Source organism: Thermococcus sibiricus MM 739 (genome assembly GCF_000022545.1).
GTDB lineage: Archaea > Methanobacteriota_B > Thermococci > Thermococcales > Thermococcaceae > Thermococcus_A > Thermococcus_A sibiricus.
Genome location: NC_012883.1, coordinates 466,536 through 482,080, shown reverse-complemented (window position 1 = coordinate 482,080; position 15,545 = coordinate 466,536). Strand labels below are relative to the sequence as shown.

The 15,545-nt window shown below is 37.5% G+C and carries 21 protein-coding genes; 5 read left to right on the top strand and 16 right to left on the bottom strand.

The features are described 5' to 3' along the window. Positions 1-13: 13 nt before the first annotated feature. The 3 genes from TSIB_RS02550 to TSIB_RS02540 form a co-directional block, all read right to left on the bottom strand. Positions 14-1,021, bottom strand: coding sequence for an ABC transporter substrate-binding protein (locus TSIB_RS02550; RefSeq protein WP_015848799.1), 1,008 nt, complete (start codon positions 1,019-1,021; stop codon positions 14-16). A 96-nt stretch (positions 1,022-1,117) separates the two neighbouring features. Then, positions 1,118-1,306 (bottom strand): 50S ribosomal protein L37e, encoded by a 189-nt coding sequence (locus TSIB_RS10145; RefSeq protein WP_081432773.1) that lies wholly within the window; start codon positions 1,304-1,306, stop codon positions 1,118-1,120. 17 nt (positions 1,307-1,323) lie between these two features. Continuing rightward, positions 1,324-1,554, bottom strand: a complete 231-nt coding sequence (locus tag TSIB_RS02540) for an LSm family protein (protein WP_015848797.1) — start codon at positions 1,552-1,554, stop codon at positions 1,324-1,326. Positions 1,555-1,684: 130 nt separating this feature from the next. Here TSIB_RS02540 and TSIB_RS02535 point away from each other — a divergent pair, with 130 nt between their 5' ends. Together TSIB_RS02535 and TSIB_RS02530 are read left to right on the top strand one after the other, a co-directional pair. After that, positions 1,685-2,737 (top strand): aminopeptidase, encoded by a 1,053-nt coding sequence (locus TSIB_RS02535; RefSeq protein ID WP_148206148.1) that lies wholly within the window; start codon positions 1,685-1,687, stop codon positions 2,735-2,737. A 9-nt stretch (positions 2,738-2,746) separates the two neighbouring features. Next, on the top strand, positions 2,747-3,940 hold the full coding sequence (locus TSIB_RS02530; protein ID WP_015848795.1) for a redox-regulated ATPase YchF: 1,194 nt from the start codon (positions 2,747-2,749) through the stop codon (positions 3,938-3,940). Here the strand turns inward: TSIB_RS02530 and cyaB are convergent. From cyaB to TSIB_RS02515, 3 genes are read right to left on the bottom strand one after another with little or no spacing between them, the layout of a single operon-like run. Beyond that, the gene (gene cyaB, locus TSIB_RS02525) at positions 3,927-4,445 is read right to left on the bottom strand and encodes a class IV adenylate cyclase (RefSeq protein ID WP_015848794.1); all 519 of its coding nucleotides are present in this window, start codon (positions 4,443-4,445) and stop codon (positions 3,927-3,929) included. The two genes, TSIB_RS02530 and cyaB, sit on opposite strands and share 14 nt — an antisense overlap. A gap of 1 nt (position 4,446) precedes the next feature. Next, the gene (locus TSIB_RS02520; RefSeq protein WP_015848793.1) at positions 4,447-4,929 is read right to left on the bottom strand and encodes an Lrp/AsnC family transcriptional regulator; all 483 of its coding nucleotides are present in this window, start codon (positions 4,927-4,929) and stop codon (positions 4,447-4,449) included. 1 nt (position 4,930) lies between these two features. Then, entirely contained in the window at positions 4,931-5,464 is a 534-nt protein-coding gene (locus TSIB_RS02515; protein WP_015848792.1) for a UbiX family flavin prenyltransferase, read from the bottom strand. A 132-nt stretch (positions 5,465-5,596) separates the two neighbouring features. On the opposite strand from TSIB_RS02515, the gene TSIB_RS02510 reads away from it, so the two are divergent. Further along, positions 5,597-6,397, top strand: a complete 801-nt coding sequence (locus TSIB_RS02510; protein ID WP_015848791.1) for a DNA integrity scanning protein DisA nucleotide-binding domain protein — start codon at positions 5,597-5,599, stop codon at positions 6,395-6,397. Between the two features lie 11 nt (positions 6,398-6,408). On the opposite strand, the gene TSIB_RS02505 is transcribed toward TSIB_RS02510, so the two are convergent. The 4 genes from TSIB_RS02505 to TSIB_RS02490 form a co-directional block, all read right to left on the bottom strand. Beyond that, entirely contained in the window at positions 6,409-7,650 is a 1,242-nt protein-coding gene (locus tag TSIB_RS02505) for a sugar phosphate nucleotidyltransferase (protein ID WP_015848790.1), read from the bottom strand. A 100-nt stretch (positions 7,651-7,750) separates the two neighbouring features. Continuing rightward, positions 7,751-7,990 carry a FeoC-like transcriptional regulator gene (locus TSIB_RS02500; protein ID WP_015848789.1) on the bottom strand — a complete coding sequence of 80 codons (240 nt, stop codon included), beginning with the start codon at positions 7,988-7,990 and terminating at the stop codon, positions 7,751-7,753. 18 nt (positions 7,991-8,008) lie between these two features. After that, a complete protein-coding gene (feoB, locus tag TSIB_RS02495) occupies positions 8,009-10,054 on the bottom strand; it encodes a ferrous iron transport protein B (RefSeq protein ID WP_015848788.1) in 2,046 nt (681 codons plus the stop codon). Beyond that, entirely contained in the window at positions 10,054-10,284 is a 231-nt protein-coding gene (locus tag TSIB_RS02490) for a FeoA family protein (RefSeq protein ID WP_048160207.1), read from the bottom strand. The genes feoB and TSIB_RS02490 overlap by 1 nt, the downstream gene beginning before the upstream one ends. Positions 10,285-10,617: 333 nt before the next feature. On the opposite strand from TSIB_RS02490, the gene TSIB_RS02485 reads away from it, so the two are divergent. Continuing rightward, a complete protein-coding gene (locus TSIB_RS02485) occupies positions 10,618-10,845 on the top strand; it encodes a DUF4870 domain-containing protein (RefSeq protein WP_323145374.1) in 228 nt (75 codons plus the stop codon). Here the strand turns inward: TSIB_RS02485 and TSIB_RS02480 are convergent. The 3 genes from TSIB_RS02480 to sppA are packed head-to-tail and all read right to left on the bottom strand — an operon-like array spanning position 10,842 to position 13,318. Further along, the gene (locus tag TSIB_RS02480; protein WP_015848785.1) at positions 10,842-11,831 is read right to left on the bottom strand and encodes an AI-2E family transporter; all 990 of its coding nucleotides are present in this window, start codon (positions 11,829-11,831) and stop codon (positions 10,842-10,844) included. The two genes, TSIB_RS02485 and TSIB_RS02480, sit on opposite strands and share 4 nt — an antisense overlap. Before the next feature lies 1 nt (position 11,832). Continuing rightward, entirely contained in the window at positions 11,833-12,306 is a 474-nt protein-coding gene (locus TSIB_RS02475; protein WP_048160206.1) for a PH1570 family protein, read from the bottom strand. 4 nt (positions 12,307-12,310) lie between these two features. Then, a complete protein-coding gene (sppA, locus tag TSIB_RS02470) occupies positions 12,311-13,318 on the bottom strand; it encodes a signal peptide peptidase SppA (protein ID WP_015848783.1) in 1,008 nt (335 codons plus the stop codon). Between the two features lie 86 nt (positions 13,319-13,404). Between sppA and TSIB_RS02465 the strand changes: the two genes are divergently transcribed. Next, positions 13,405-14,211: a sugar phosphate isomerase/epimerase family protein gene (locus tag TSIB_RS02465; RefSeq protein ID WP_015848782.1), complete on the top strand. Its 807-nt coding sequence runs from the start codon at positions 13,405-13,407 to the stop codon at positions 14,209-14,211. On the opposite strand, the gene TSIB_RS02460 is transcribed toward TSIB_RS02465, so the two are convergent. The 3 genes from TSIB_RS02460 to TSIB_RS02450 are packed head-to-tail and all read right to left on the bottom strand — an operon-like array spanning position 14,208 to position 15,540. Further along, entirely contained in the window at positions 14,208-14,597 is a 390-nt protein-coding gene (locus TSIB_RS02460; protein WP_015848781.1) for a ribonuclease III family protein, read from the bottom strand. The two genes, TSIB_RS02465 and TSIB_RS02460, sit on opposite strands and share 4 nt — an antisense overlap. Before the next feature lie 36 nt (positions 14,598-14,633). Further along, a complete protein-coding gene (locus TSIB_RS02455) occupies positions 14,634-14,921 on the bottom strand; it encodes a DNA-directed RNA polymerase subunit L (protein ID WP_015848780.1) in 288 nt (95 codons plus the stop codon). Next, the gene (locus TSIB_RS02450; protein WP_015848779.1) at positions 14,911-15,540 is read right to left on the bottom strand and encodes a DUF2067 family protein; all 630 of its coding nucleotides are present in this window, start codon (positions 15,538-15,540) and stop codon (positions 14,911-14,913) included. Before TSIB_RS02450 ends, TSIB_RS02455 begins: the two co-directional genes overlap by 11 nt. Between the last annotated feature and the right edge of the window lie 5 nt (positions 15,541-15,545).

Here is a 15,545-nt window from a genome sequence, read left to right as displayed (position 1 = left end):
AGAACTCAAGATATTAAAAACCTTTTGTCAAAAGAAGAGAATCCAAATTAAATACTTTTACTCCAAAAAACTTCAAAGTCACTTCTATTTGGTCTTTAGTAAGCTTATAATCATATAAAAATCCATCGAAGCCATTTCTTATCTGTTCCGAACTAAATCCAAAAAATTTCTCCATTAGTTTGATAGCCTCTTCTCTCCGTTGCTCAAGTTTTTCAGTGTTCTCTTTATAACTTTCTATGAATTTATAGAAAAGTTCCTTGTTAAGTCTTAAAAATTCATAGTTTACTCCAAGTGTACAACATGGATAAAGACCAAACGTTTGTACGTATCTATAAGTTTTAAAGCCTAATTTTTCTAATTCACTCAAATATGGTTCCCATATGCTCAAAGCATCTATTTCACCCTTTAAAAACGCTTTTACAATTTCTTCGGGCTTTTTGAAATAAACCACCTGAACCCTCCCTATAAGATTGTGCTTTTCAAGAAATAGTTTTAACATAGTCTCCATTGTGGAAAGCTCCGAAGAACCAATTTTTATACCTTTTTTAAGGTTTTCTCTTACAACAACACCGCCTCCCCCAAATCCACATCCCGCAGCAATTTTCAAATTCTTAGTGAGTAGTGCAAAAAGAACTTGAGTAATCAATGGGGAACAGGCCAAATCCACCTTTCCCAAACTCAATGCATTTGTAAGTTCCAGAGCGCTATCATATACTACTACCCTCACATCATATTTGCCCTCAAGATCCTTGGCGCTTAAAAGAGCGTGAGGATACTCCAAAGCCTTCAACAGACCAAGTCTAAGAGTTCCCTCTATCGGAAATGGAGCTTCCTCAACAATCCAAACTCTATATGTCTTCTTTCCAAGTCCTCTCCTAAGAATCTTTCTATCTCTTTCTAAGCTTTCAATAGCCTCGGCTATCGTAGATCTGGAATAATTAAGATTATAGAGCTCACTTTGAAAAGCACCTTCATGACCCCTCTCTTTTAGATAAGCCAAAATCTTCTCTTTGGCACTCATGAAAATTAATTAGAACAATGTATTTTATCTTTTTTGGGTAGGAAACTCTTTCCAAAAGGGGAGTAGTTCATATACTTTGGGAAAAGAGGAAGAAAATTAAAGAACACTTCTTGCCTTCTTCCACTTGTGACTCCAATTGTATTTTCTAAGCCTTCTGCTTCTCCCAAAGCCACATGCAGCACAATAACCCTTTCTAGTGTTAAAAGATTTCCTTCCACATCTCCTGCATTTTATGTGAGTAGGAGTCCTGTTCCTTTTTCCATGAGGGGCTGTTCCACTTCCCACGAAACTTCACCTCTCACTCATTCTATCTCGACTGGAGAGATAGCCAACACGTTATCTCCTCTGATCACGATCTTACCATAACTTTTCTTGGGCTCGCCATTTTCAATAAGCTGAGCATCAGCCAAGACTACATTTAAGTGGATGTCATAACCAATGAGCTTTCCTCTATATTCAGCTCCTCTTTTGAGGATTACCAAAACCTCTTTGTCAAGTGACTTGTGTATAACATCAAGTGGTCTTTCCGCCATTTTTCTTCCCTCCTAAATAATCAAAGATAGAGTTCACATTGATAACGGGAAGCTTGCTTTATAACTCTTTCCCTTACCAAGCACAACTCTAATTAAGGGGGTGAAAATAAATGGACTAAGGGGTGGAAAAGTGAACTTAATTGATGCATCTGTGATAGTCATGAAAGATGTATTAAGCGTGGAAGATGGAGAGGAGATATTAATAATAACCAACCCAGGAGAGGTCTTTGAAATCTCTTTAAGTCTATTTAATGCTGCAAAGAAATTCAAAGCAAGGCCCACAATAGTTGTTCAAGAGACCAAGGGAACTTTGGATTATGCTGAGCGAGCAGTTATAGAAGCCATAAAGTCAGAACCGGACATTGTAATTTCCATTAGTGAGCAAAAACTTGGAAAAGACGCTCATGGTATCAATATCGGTTATATTGGTAGAGATCATAAAAAATACAATCATATATTTGAAAAGCTTCTGAGAGGAGACAAGAAAATCAGGGGATTTTGGAGCCCTGGAATTACAAAAGAGATCTACCTTCGCAGTGTTCCCATAAATTACGCAAAACTTAGAGACGAGGTCACAATCATTTCCAAAATTCTAAACCATGGGAAAGAAATCCATATAACCACGGAAAAGGGAACAGATCTCATGGTAGATATACGAAATAGAAAGCCATTAAAAGATGATGGTGACTTTAGAAAGGCCGGAAGTGGTGGAAATATTCCTGCCGGAGAAGTTTTCATCTCCCCCACAGTTGGAAAAAGTGAAGGAGTTATAGTATTTGATGGAACCTTGGGCCTAGGTGGAGAGAATATTATTCCCGAAAAGCCCGTTAAAGTTTACGTAGAGAATGGTTTTTTAAGCAGAATTGAAGGTGGAGAAGCTGCAAAAAAGCTAGAAAAAGCAATAAAAGATGCAGAAAAAATGGCTATTGAGATAGGAAAGTTAGAAGAGGCCAAAAACTCGTGGCACCTTGGAGAGGTTGGAATAGGGTTAAATCCAAAAGCTCAAATGTCAGGAAAACTTTTAGAAGATGAGAAGATCCGAAAAACCATCCACATAGCCATTGGAGCTAATTATGACAATGATGCCCCTGCATTAAACCACTACGATTGTCTTGTATGGCATCCTACTGTAGAAGTTGATGGAGAAAGGATTATGGAAAAGGGGAATTTCACAATATTCTGAGGTGATAAAATGGAAGTAGGTATTGTAGGAAAACCAAATGTTGGAAAATCAACCTTTTTTGCTGCGGCCACTCTCGTTGACGTTCAGATAGCTAATTATCCTTTCACAACCATAGATGCAAATATCGGAGTGAGCTATGCAACTGCAGTCCATCCTTGTAAAGAAATTGGATGTGTACCTAACCCACAGAACTATGAATATAGAAATGGAGTGTCATTGATTCCAATAAAAATGATAGATGTTGCAGGTCTTGTTCCAGGGGCCCATGAAAGAAGAGGACTAGGGAATAAGTTCTTAGACGACTTAAGAATGGCCTCTGCCCTTATTCATATTATTGATGTCACAGGGAAAACTGACGTTGAGGGACAACCCACAGAGTATCACGACCCTGTGGAGGATATAGAATTCCTAGAAAAAGAGATAGATTACTGGATCCATAGCATTCTCAAGAAAAATTGGGACAAATTCTCAAAGAGAATAAAGCTACAAGGTTTGAAGCTCTCAAAAGCAATAGCAGAGCAACTTACGGGGATAGGTGTTAGTGAAGAAGACGTGCTACAAGCACTGCACAAAGTCGAACTAAGCGATGACCCCACCAAATGGAGTGACAATGACTTATTTAATTTTGTCAGAGAGTTAAGAAAAATAAACAAGCCGCTAATAATAGCTGCCAACAAAGCCGATGCCGCAAGTGATGAAGATATTGAACGTATTATAAAAGAAGGAAAGAAAAGGGGATATACAGTCATTCCAACCTCTGCAGCTGCAGAACTCACTCTAAGAAAAGCAGCAAACGCTGGTTACATTGATTATATTCCCGGCGCAAAGGATTTTAAAGTGATAAAACCCCTCAATGAAAAACAAAAACACGGCCTTGATCTCATCAGAGAGAAGGTTCTAGATAGATTCGGATCAACTGGAGTTCAAGAGGTCATAAACAGGGCCATTTTCGACATTCTTCAACTTGTTCCTGTTTATCCAGTTGAAGACGAGCATAAACTTACGGACCAGTTTGGAAATGTTTTACCTCATGTATTCCTGATGAAAAAAGGTGCAACCCCCAGAGATCTAGCGTATAAAGTACACACCGATCTAGGTAAGAGCTTTCTCTATGCAGTTAATGCAAAAACTCATAGAAGGATAGGAGAAGATTACGAGCTCCAGTATAACGATATAATAAAAATAGTCGCTACTGCAAGGTAGTTTTTTCCCTTTCCTTTATTAGTTCTTGATAAAGTCTTGATTCGATATCTTTCTCTTTTAATCCCAGCTTTCCCGCTACTTCCCATATCCTCTCTTTGGCTTCATTAACATTATCACTTATAACCTCAATATCCAAAAAATCACCAAGCCCCTCTACTGTATTAAGTTCAAAGGTGATGTTTCCAAGTTTATAAACTCGCCTATACTTTTTAACCCAGACATCCTCTTTAAAACCAAGTCGCTCTAAAATTTCCTTCATTTTATTAAAATCTTCCACTCCGACCTCTATCTCATCAAATTCCTCATTCTTCTCGTCTTTAATCTCTTTATATCCCAAAATTACTTTATTGAGATTAACAATATGTCTAATGCGGAGAAGATCAGGAAGAGGAAGATCAAAATATAAATCCTCCTGTACTTCCTCTCCAATAAATGTTGCTCCAAGAGCCTTTATTTTACCTTCAATTTCATTAAAATCTACTTTAAATTTAACCTCAACCTCCATTCTAGATCCCCATTAAAAGACCTTTAATCTCTTCTCCCTTTTTAAAATCTTTGATATAGTGAACTGAAACATTTTTTACACTGGGTATGCTCTTAATGTTTTCCTCAATGCATTTCAAAAGCTCCTCTTTACTATCCGCCCCAACTAACGCAATTATTCTTTCCTCTTCAGTTTTTCCAACCAGAAGAACATTGGGCAACATGGCCAAATTTCTCGAAACATATTCAAGGTATTTATCTAAAAAGTCTTCAATGACTGGTTTTTCTAATTCCAAGACAACAAACGCTATCTCGTTAGGTCTCGCACTTTTGCCCAGAACAATTGTATACCTCTCTATAACTCCCCTTTCTATAAGTTTCTTTATTCTGAAATGTATGGTGGACTCAGGTTTATTTAACCTTTCACTCATTTCTGATATCGTTAGACGAGCATCTTCTCGAAGGAGCTTCAGAATTTCTCTATCTAAATCGTCAAGATATACCACCTTACTCCCCCCATCGTTTGTACAAATTATGAGGTAGTCCAAGAATATCTAAAATTTTTCCAATTATAAAGTTAATCATATCGTCTAAACTTTTAGGTTGAGGGTAAAACGCTGGAGATGCTGGCATAACTATTGCTCCAGCTTGGGTAACTTTCGACATGTTCTGGATGTGGATTAAGTTCAATGGCGTCTCCCTAATTAAAAGTACTAATTTTCTGCGTTCCTTTAAGGCCACATCAGCTGTTCGTGTGATTAAATTATCAGCAAATCCATTTGCTATGGCACTTAAGGTTTTCATTGAACATGGGGCAACTATAACAGCATCAAACTTGTATGAACCAGAGGCTATTGGGGCCGATAAATCCTTTTCATGAAAATCAGGTTCAAACTCGATGCCCAATTCATATTGAACAACTTTTAAACCAGTTCCCGATGCGATAGAGACGACCTCATGACCCAAACTTCTCAAAACCTCTATTAAACGGATGCCATAAATTGCACCACTTGCTCCAGTAATTGCAACGACAACTTTCATGTTTTACACCTCTCCTCTTAAGAAGATGTTTGAATTTAATGTTTAAAACACTTATTAGCTCGTCACTAATTACTCCATTACTTAAAAATGTTTATAAATATCCACCGCTTATAACTTTAATTAGGGAAAAGCATGAAAGAGAATGGATACAGTGCAATACTACTCAAGAAAGCTATAGAATTGATAAATACGTTAGATACTAAAGCACTAGTCATAATTGGGATCCAACCCAAAAATTTGCTTAAAATGAAGATTCCAGTGGTTATAATCGGAAACGAAGCAGAAGAAAAACCTGCTAATTTCCATTATCTCCGGTTGCCCCTTTCTTTAGGAACAAAAAATCTCGTGAACTTAGCCTCAAGCTTTATGATCACCAACGAGATAATTCATGAAAAAGACCTTTTTGTTTATGTGACTCCTTCTTCTTTAGGAATTCGTAGAGCTGAAAAAACAGTTAAAGCTAAAGATGAATTCTTTTTACAAATAGAACATATATTCCGAGAAGTCCTTGAGTTAGCCATAGAACTAAGTCTAGAAGGAAGAGAAGGTAAGCCCGTGGGCACAATATTTGTAATAGGAGACACAAGGAATGTTATCCGCCACTCTTACCAGATGGTACCAAATCCATTCAAAGGATACAAGATAAACATCTTGGACCGAAGCACGCGAGAAATAATAAAGGAATTTGCCTTCTTGGATGGAGCTTTTGTTATAAATAAATCGGGTAGAGTCTTGTGTGCAGGAAGATACTTAGATATTGATCTTAAAAAAACAGCTGTAAGAATCCCTTCGGGCTTAGGAAGTCGACATTTAGCAGCTGCAGGAATATCAAAGTTAACAAAAGCTATTGCAATCACAGTATCAGAAAGTGGAGTTGTTAGAGTATTTAAAAACGGAAAAATCATTTTTGAATACAATCCCAGGTTGGACTAAAAGAAAAAAGATCAGAAGAGCCATTGATTTTCAATACATTCATCACATGGTGGTTTTTCTGCTGCGATAGCTTTAAACTTTGTATAAATGCACTCTGGAAGTCCCAAAGGACATCTCTCTGGTGTAAGTTCCGGTCTAACTTTTGTTGGATCGAGCTTTATCCTCAGATATGCCTCGTACTCCTCCACTTTCTTCCATGGAAGCACTTTTGCACCATATATAACAAGGTTGTCGTAGATTTTAGCGTAGTCTCCAACTACTGCATTCTCTTTCAAAATAACATTTTTTCCAACTACAACGCCCTCTCCGAGTATGGAATCCTTCAATTCGCTTCTCTCCTTTATTATATCATTACCTAGGAGAATTGATCTTTTAAGATACACTTTGTCCTCCACAACGGTATTTGGACCAATATATGTATACGCTTTAATCTTGACACCATGCCCTATTTTGACTCCACTATCTATATAGACAGGCCCTTGGATCTCCACATCCTCTGGAACCTCAGTACCCTCTTTAACCGTATAATACCCGTTATTTTTAGCGATTTCGTCTAGAATAAGCTGGTGGGCATAGAAGAAATCCTCTGGAGTTCCCAAGTCTACCCAGTAATTATTTCTAGGCATCATATAACCGTGTGCTAATCCCTGAGCAACAAATTTCGGAAGAACTTCCCTCTCAAAATAAATCTCTTTGCCTTTTGGTATCTCGTTAAGAATCTCTTTGTTAACCATGTATATTCCAGCATCTATCAGATTGCTCTTGGGCCTTAAAGGTTTTTCTTCAAAATCAACTATTTTTCCTTCTTCATCAGTTACTACCACACCGTATTTTTCTGGATCGTAGACTTTTGTGAGGGCTACTGTGATAAGGGCATCATTTGCTTTGTGTGCCTTTATAAGCTCTTCAAAGTTAAAATTGGTAAACACATCGCCATAAATTACCAAAAATTCGTCACTTACTACGTCTTCAACATTTTTAAGCGCCCCGCCTGTCTCCAGAGGCATTGGATCGTTAATGAAACGGATGTCCTTGGGATAATCACTCATCTTGTCTTCAATAAATTCTCTAATCTCGCCCCTCATGTAGTGAACTGAAAGTATGACCTCATCAATTTCACTTATTTTTTGCAAATTTTCAAGGATATACTGAAGATTCGGCCTACCAAGAACTGGGATCATTGGTTTGGGTCTAGTTGAAGAGAGTGGCCTTAACCTTGTTCCGAAACCGCCAGCAAGAATAACTGCCTTCATATTATCACCAATAATACATTAGAGTCATGGCCTTAAATATTTTACGTGGATTAAATATACCCTCAGTGAACATGTTTTGAACCATGTACATTAGACACCTTCATTTTTTCATCTGATATATATTGCCTTTAAAAACAATACAGCTCCCTGGACAAATCTTTTTCAGAGGACAACTCCCACATGATTCTCCTATTTCTATTTTTTCAACATATCCCAAACTCTCAAGAATCTTTATAATTCCCTCCACTTCTTCTACAGACATCTCTAACCTCTCAGCTATCTCTTTTGAGGTTCTTACACCCTCTTTTATCAACTCCAAGACATCATCCAGCTTTCCCATACACCTCACCAGCAATAATTAAAGATCCAGGAATAGCCCAATATTATAGACTAAAACTCCAATAACGCTTGAGAGCAATAAGTTATAGATCACGGCTACTGTGGCCCATTTATTTCCTCCCTCAGCTCTTATTGCTCCAATAGTAGCTATACATGGAATATAAAGGGTAGTAACTAAAGCTAATACAAATGCCTGCAACGATGTCATTGCAGCGCGCATCAGCATTATCAAAGCTTCTTCATTTTCACCTATACCGTAAATTACACCGTAAGTTGCAATAACGTTCTCTTTAGCAATTATTCCAAAAATCAGGCTCACAGCTGCTTTCCAATCAAGTCCCATAAGCATTGTGAAGGGCTCAAAAACTCTTCCAAGTTTCTCTGCATAACTTAATCCACTTCCTATAGCCTGAGGATAACTACTAAGATACCATATTGCAATTGAGCCAAAAAGTATTACTGTCCCTGCTTTTCTCAAAAATTCCTTACTTCTCTCCCAAGAGTGAATTAAAGCAATTTTCCAAGATGGTATAGCATATTCCGGAAGTTCCATCACAAAGGGATTTTCCTCTCCTTTAATAACAAACTTTCCAAGTATTAGTGCTGAGAGTAGAGCAAGAAAAAGTGAGATTGCATATACTCCAACGGCCACCAATGCTTTATGCTCACTAAAGAATGCTCCAGCCAAGAAAGTTATTACAACCATCCTCGCACTGCAAGGCACGAGAGGATTAACAAGCATGGTGAGTATTCTATCTCTTTCATCTTCCAGTGTCCGTGTAGACATTATTGCTGGGACATTACACCCAAAAGCAAGCACCATTGGAATGAAACTCTTACCTGGAAGCCCGAATATACGCATGATCCGTTCCATAACAGTGGCAGCTCTTGCCATGTACCCACTATCCTCAAGTATTGACATTGCAACAAACAGTAGAAAGACTAGTGGGAAAAAGCTCAACACTGAGCCCACTCCACCTATAATTCCATCAACAATAAGCCCTCTAAGGGCTTCATTTCCAATATGGGGAGCTATAAGTTGACCGAATGAAACAAAGGTGTTATCTAAAAATTCTTGCAGAGGCGTTCCGATAGTGAATACAAATCTGAATAAGAGATAAAATACCCCAAAAAGACTAAAAATACCATATAATGGGTGAGTGAGGATCTTATCAATATAATCGCTAAAGGTTTCATGAACTTCTCCAAAATGAATAACGAATTGGTGCATTAACTTGTCAATGAATTCATACTTTTGATTGGCAATGACTATATCTAAAGGATGCTTGTAATATTTCTCTAACTCGCTTATGTGGATAAGTATTTCATCCATTTTTTTAGAGCCTAAATAATTCAAAACAAGCTTTATTACTTCTTGGTCTCTTGTAAGGAGTTTTATGGCAAGCCAACGAACATTATAGCATTGAGCTAAAGGGGTTTCATTTAAAATACCAGATATATGTCCTATCTCCCGTTCTATAGGTTCATCATAAATCGGAGTAATTGGGTTCGTGGTTGCTTTTCCCTCTGCCATTTCAGATATCATTGCTTTCAATTCCTCAATCCCTTCCCCATTTTTAGCATTCATAGGGATCACTGGAACCCCAATAACTTTTTCCATTTTCTTTACATCAAAGCTTATTCCTCTCTTTTTTGCAATATCTATTTTGTTAAGAGCAATTATCACATTTTTAATTCCCATTTCAAAAATTTCCATTGTCAAGAAAAGATTCCTCATAAGAGATGATGAGTCCACAATATCAACTACCACATTGGCGTTACCACCAAGCAGGAAATTCCTTGCAATGAGTTCATCAATAGAATTAGCAGTAAGAGAATAAGTACCTGGCAAATCTACAACCAAAAATTCCTTATTGTGATACTTCAATATTCCCTCTTTCTTCTCGACCGTTACACCCGGCCAATTTCCTACATGTTGTCTCAGCCCTGTTAAAGCATTGAATATAGTAGTTTTCCCTACATTAGGGTTGCCTGCCAAGGCTATAACTTTTAACCCTTGTTTCTTGTTTTTAGAGATATCCTTGAAGTCATGACACTCGTTCATTACCGCTCCCTCCTAACAATTATTCTCTCTGCAATCCCTCTACCCAAAGCAAGCCTTGTACTACCAAGAGCAATAATATACGGGCCTGAAAAACCAGCCTTTATAACTACGATTTTTGTCCCTGGAGCAATCCCCATTCCCAGAAGCCTCTGTCTAACCCTATGGCCCCCTTGAACATTAACAACAGTCCCCCTTTCCCCCTCTCGCATCTGACTTAATCGTACATACATGGTCATCACCATTAGGCAAACCTAATTTCATTTATGAAATGCATAGATTGCCTTAAAAAGATTTGGTGAGTCTAAAATCCTAAAGAAGTTTGAATATCAAAGAGAGATGGTTCCAGTGTTTGTTCTTAAAAGGTCTCATTATTACATAATAGAAAGCATTTAAGGATAAAATACAAAAAGTTATTAAATCATTTCAAAGGAGAACACAAAAAGTGGAGGAAGAAAAGAAAACATCTCTTGGTTTTGATGAAAAATGTTGAAGGAGCACTTGCATATCTTCTGGGATGACTGACAGGAATAATCTTTCTCCTGCTTGAAAAGGAGAGTTATTTTGTGAGATTCCATGCAATGCAATCAACAATTACATTCCTTGCGATAACAATAATTGATATAATATTTGGAGCAATTCCATTTTTTGGGTGGATACTAGGTTCACTAGTAACATTAGTTGGACTTATCTTTTGGATACCCGGCATGGCAAAGGCTTACCAAGGTGAATACTACAAATTCCCAATAGTAGGAGAAATAGCGGAAAAACAAGTAGAGAACTTTAACATCTAGCCTTCTCTCTTTTGCTCCTTCCACTCTTCTAGCAAAGTTAATAATAAACCCAATGCTACTGGTCCAATGACAATTCCTTTTATTCCAAATGCCATTATGCCTCCAAAGATTCCAATCAATGCAAGTGCAGAGTTCATTTTTGCCCCTTCTGCGACTAATTTTGGCCTAATTGTGATGTCCGGTCCGGGGGATATGAGAAGGGCTCCATAAATTGCAAACATTATTCCTGCAAATATTTGTCCTTGCGTAAGGAGGTATATTGCTCCCACTAACCATACCAACCACCCACCAATAACAGGGAGAAGTTCAAGCACCACACAGACAATACCTGCAGCGATTGATCCGCTTAAATCTGCAACCCTGAATACATAAAAGCCCAATGTTAATATAATGCCCTTAGAAACACTTAACATGAGCCATGTTCTCAAGATGGCATTTAAGGTATCTCTTGCTTTTTCAATCAACTCTATGCCAAGATCCCTCCTCTCTTCCGGAAGGAGGCTATAAAGTTCAGCTGAAAGGCTATGAGAATGAATCAGTATACCATAAAACACCACTATAAAAATAATCGCTTGTAAGAGTAACTTTGGAATTGAAAGAGTATAACTCAAAAGATATTCACTCAATTTCTCCGAAACCCGTTCAAATAAAATTGTAGCTGATTTTGCTATATCAGGAGGAAGATCAAGACTTATGAACCATTCAAGGGATTCGTTTATATAATTCACAAGAGATCCCGTAACATCTCTGAACCACAAAGCTACTCCAAAAATAAACCCTACGAGCAAAAGACTCATAATAGCTGAAAACACAATTGCTGACTCTCTTGATCCAATTTTCTGAGCAAGCCTTGTATGAGCCGGGTGAAGAATATAAGCAACAGTTAAGGCGAAAATGATCGATGTTATTAATGGCTCAACGGTTTTCCAGACTACAAAAAGAATAATAATCGATACCACAAACCATATAACATGTTCAGTCCTCATATCATCCTCTCCCCAAATACTTAATGAGTAACTCCCTTGCATGAGGCTTATTAAATACAAAGAGGATTTTCTTGCCCCCATCAATCAGGAAGTTTCTCCCAATTACTAACAACCCGTCCTTGAATTTGTATATTTCAGAAGTTTCTATATCAAGTGACCTTTTAATTTCTTCTGGGACTTCTATTTCATTTAGCAAAGATTTTGCCTTATCTATTAAGGCTCTTGTAATAAATTTGGGCCTACTTAAATCCAGGTTCTCTGGAACAATTTCACTGGACTCCATATAGACCCCCCAGAATTCTTTGGCACATTCAAATGGATAAACATACTCAGTACCATAAATTGGAGAGTAAAGCTCAAATATCACAGCAAGCAATATTCTCCTAGCATTTTTTCCATAATATTCAATTTTCAGGTTAAACTTGCCATCTTCAAATCCATTTTCAAATATATTAAGATGTTCTTCACATTTCATCACTTCACCTCCTAATATAGGATAGGGCATAATTTGGAGGCATATAAAGTGAGGAACTCTGATAAATTCCAAAATCTACTTTTTGCGTGCTATATAACACAACGTTGGCACTTTTTACGTTCAAAATTTCTTCCAGCGCACTTATAGTGAAGTCCAAATCTCCAGTATCATCCACCAGTGTTCCTTTAACCTCACTTGCAAACCACACTCTTCCATCTCCATATTTCCTTGTGGTGTTCAGATCAAGATTCCTCCCTTCACCCACAACTTGAAGGAAATACTCAAAATACGTGTTAACTTCGTTTTTTATCATCTCTCTTTCTTCTTCTGTTAGATCTCTCCATTCAGCACCAGTATCTTTGTATTTACCGGTTTTAAAGACGTTTACTTTTACTCCATTTTGAGCATAATTCTGCTCAAGATCATAGTGGACATAGAGAACTCCTATACTACCTACCTCTGCAAGTGGGTCTGCTATTATTTTATCTGCAGCACAAGCTATCAAATATCCTCCAGAAGCTGCCATACCCCCCGTATAAGCCACTATAGGTTTTTCATAAGAAAGTTTCTTTAATTCCTTGTAAATGGTTATCACCGGCCCTACGTACCCTCCAGGACTTTCAATCCAGAGGACAACTCCCCCAATATTATCATCATTTCTTATTTCTCTTATTTTGGATATTACATCAAAGGCTGCGGTTTCATCAATAGGCCCCACCACAGGAAGAATAGCTATTGTAACATTTGCTTTCTCAGTTCTATTGGTTCTTAATTGTCCTTTTATGTATTCCAACTCTTTTTGGAGTTCTTCTATTTTTGCTTGAAGAGCTATAGTGGCATTACTCTCAACCTCTTTTACTGTCCCATTATAAACTACTGTGACATTGCCTCTCTCTTGTATGGCTTTCTGAAGCTCATTATTATTAATGTAAAGGAGAACATTTCCAATTATCGCTAATGCTAAAAGCAATGTGAGAATAAAACTCAGGTATTTCCATATCTCCCTCTCCACTAGAATCACCTAAAATGAAATAACTTTGGAAACTTTTAAATTTGGTGTTTTCATAATCTTTATCAAAAAGTGAAAGGTGTAAAAATATGGAGATAGGAGTCAACATATATCCACAGTTTTTAAACAATGGGAAAACCCTCCCATCCGTTCTAGCAGATTTGAAAATTAAAGATTACGATTTTGTCCAGATATTCCCACATGCGCTTGGACTAATAAAAAATGGTCAAGTTGTGGAAAAGGGTCTTCGATCAATAGAAAATGCTCTAAAAGGAGTGGGAGTAAAGTATACTATTAGAATGCCCACTTCAGTGAATCTTAGAGATAATACCTATTATAGCAGGCATTTCAATGTAGCTAAAGCCGTAATTGATGTTGCGATAAAGCTTGGAGCTAAGATAGTTGTTATGCAGAGTGGCCGTACTGGAAGATTAGACTTGGAAATAGAGGCCCTCCAACAACTTGCTGAAATGGCAGAAAATTTTGGAATCAAAATTGCTTTAGAGAACACATATAGTGTTAAGGATACCCTCTATGTAGTTGAAAGCATCAACAAGGAAAACTTGGGTTTCGCACTTGATCTTGGTCATGCGTTTCTTAGTGCCCAAGGTGATGAAAACAAATTCTTAGAAGATGTGAAACTAGGAACAGAAAAAACAATAATTCTAATGATTCATGATAATTTTGGAAAGTTCTTTCCAAAAGTCGACCCCATTGATGCATTAGCTTACGGAGTAGGGGACCTTCACCTAATGCCTGGAGAAGGAAAAATCCCATTTGGAAAAACCCTTAGGTTATTTGGAGATGTCCCTCTTTTACTAAAAATAAAGAATCCTGAGACCTTCGCAAACCTACCAACCAAAAGAGGATTAATAGAACTATTGACCAGTATTTAAAGGGCTAATCTTTCTTTTATAATTTTTAAAAGCTCTCCAAAGGCATTCCCAATTACTTCTTTTTTTCTGGACGGATGGGTAATATCAGAAGAGAAGTTTTTCGAAAGAATATCTACCGCTTCATCTATGCTCATCTCTCCCTCGAACCAAGCATAAGCTATTATAGCCTCCGCTATATCCCCTTTCCCATGTTTATCTGTCCTTGGAGGAACACAATGCAAAAGGCCTGCCTTTTCAAGACCTATTGTGAGAGAAGCATTGGGAACTCTACCAGCATTTGGATAGCCAAGATATCTACTTAACGCCAGGGAAAAAATAAAGTTGACGAGAGAGTCTCCGAACCTAGAGAGATTTTTGTCAGTGAAATCTTTAGAATATTTTATCATAACAACCACTTACCGAACAAATAAGAATATGAAAAATCATTTTTTTATGACTCCTTCCCAAACTTCGAGGACATCTTTAGCCCTATCGAATATTTTTTGAGCTGCTTCTTCTAAAGCTTTTTCTGGAGTTATTTTACCATCCGTGGATATCCTAAATCTTGGTTTTCTTGCCATTAGTACTGGGTGTTCTATAGTATATGCTGCAAATGTAACATGTTTGTTCTCATGAAGTGTCTCACTAAGCAAATTGGCGAATGTATGATCTTCTCCTACCAGATAAAACTCAAGCAAGTTTTTATCACGCTTTATAACTTCAATCTTCATTTCCCCCACCCTCCAACTTTTTGAGCATAATTTCCATAGCTTGCTCCTTATTCTTCACAAGTTCATATTTAAATTTATCCTCTTTATACTCTGCAACACCAAAATCAACGGCTAATTCCAAAACTTCCTGTGGATCAATATTGAGAGTAACAGATATGGGGGCAATTACCTCCCTTATTTGTCTTGTTGTTTGGAGAGAGATATCAGTTAAGACCTCTCCAAGCTTTTTAACCAGGTTTACTATCTCACCCCAAGAAAGAGAGCTTATAAGCTTATCCCCTTTAAGATCAGCATGTTCCCCTAAAAGCTCAAGGGTTTTTGTTAATGTAGGTATTGAAATGCTAACTCCGGCCTCTCTGAAGATATCGTTAACATTGTATTGGTAGAAGCCCTTCCTATCAGGATAGAGACGGGATCTAACCCTGTAATGTATTTCCCTGACTTTCTCCATAGCCTCTCTTATTTCATCTTTTGTCCCCTGAATATTGATTTTAAGGGAGTTCAGTTTGCCATGAACATAAATGAAGGCAGGTAACTCAATTTTTTGGAGCTCCTTCATTAGCTCTTCTTTTTCCAAATCATCTTTGACATGAATGACTATGACTTTCTTAGCTCTCATACCTC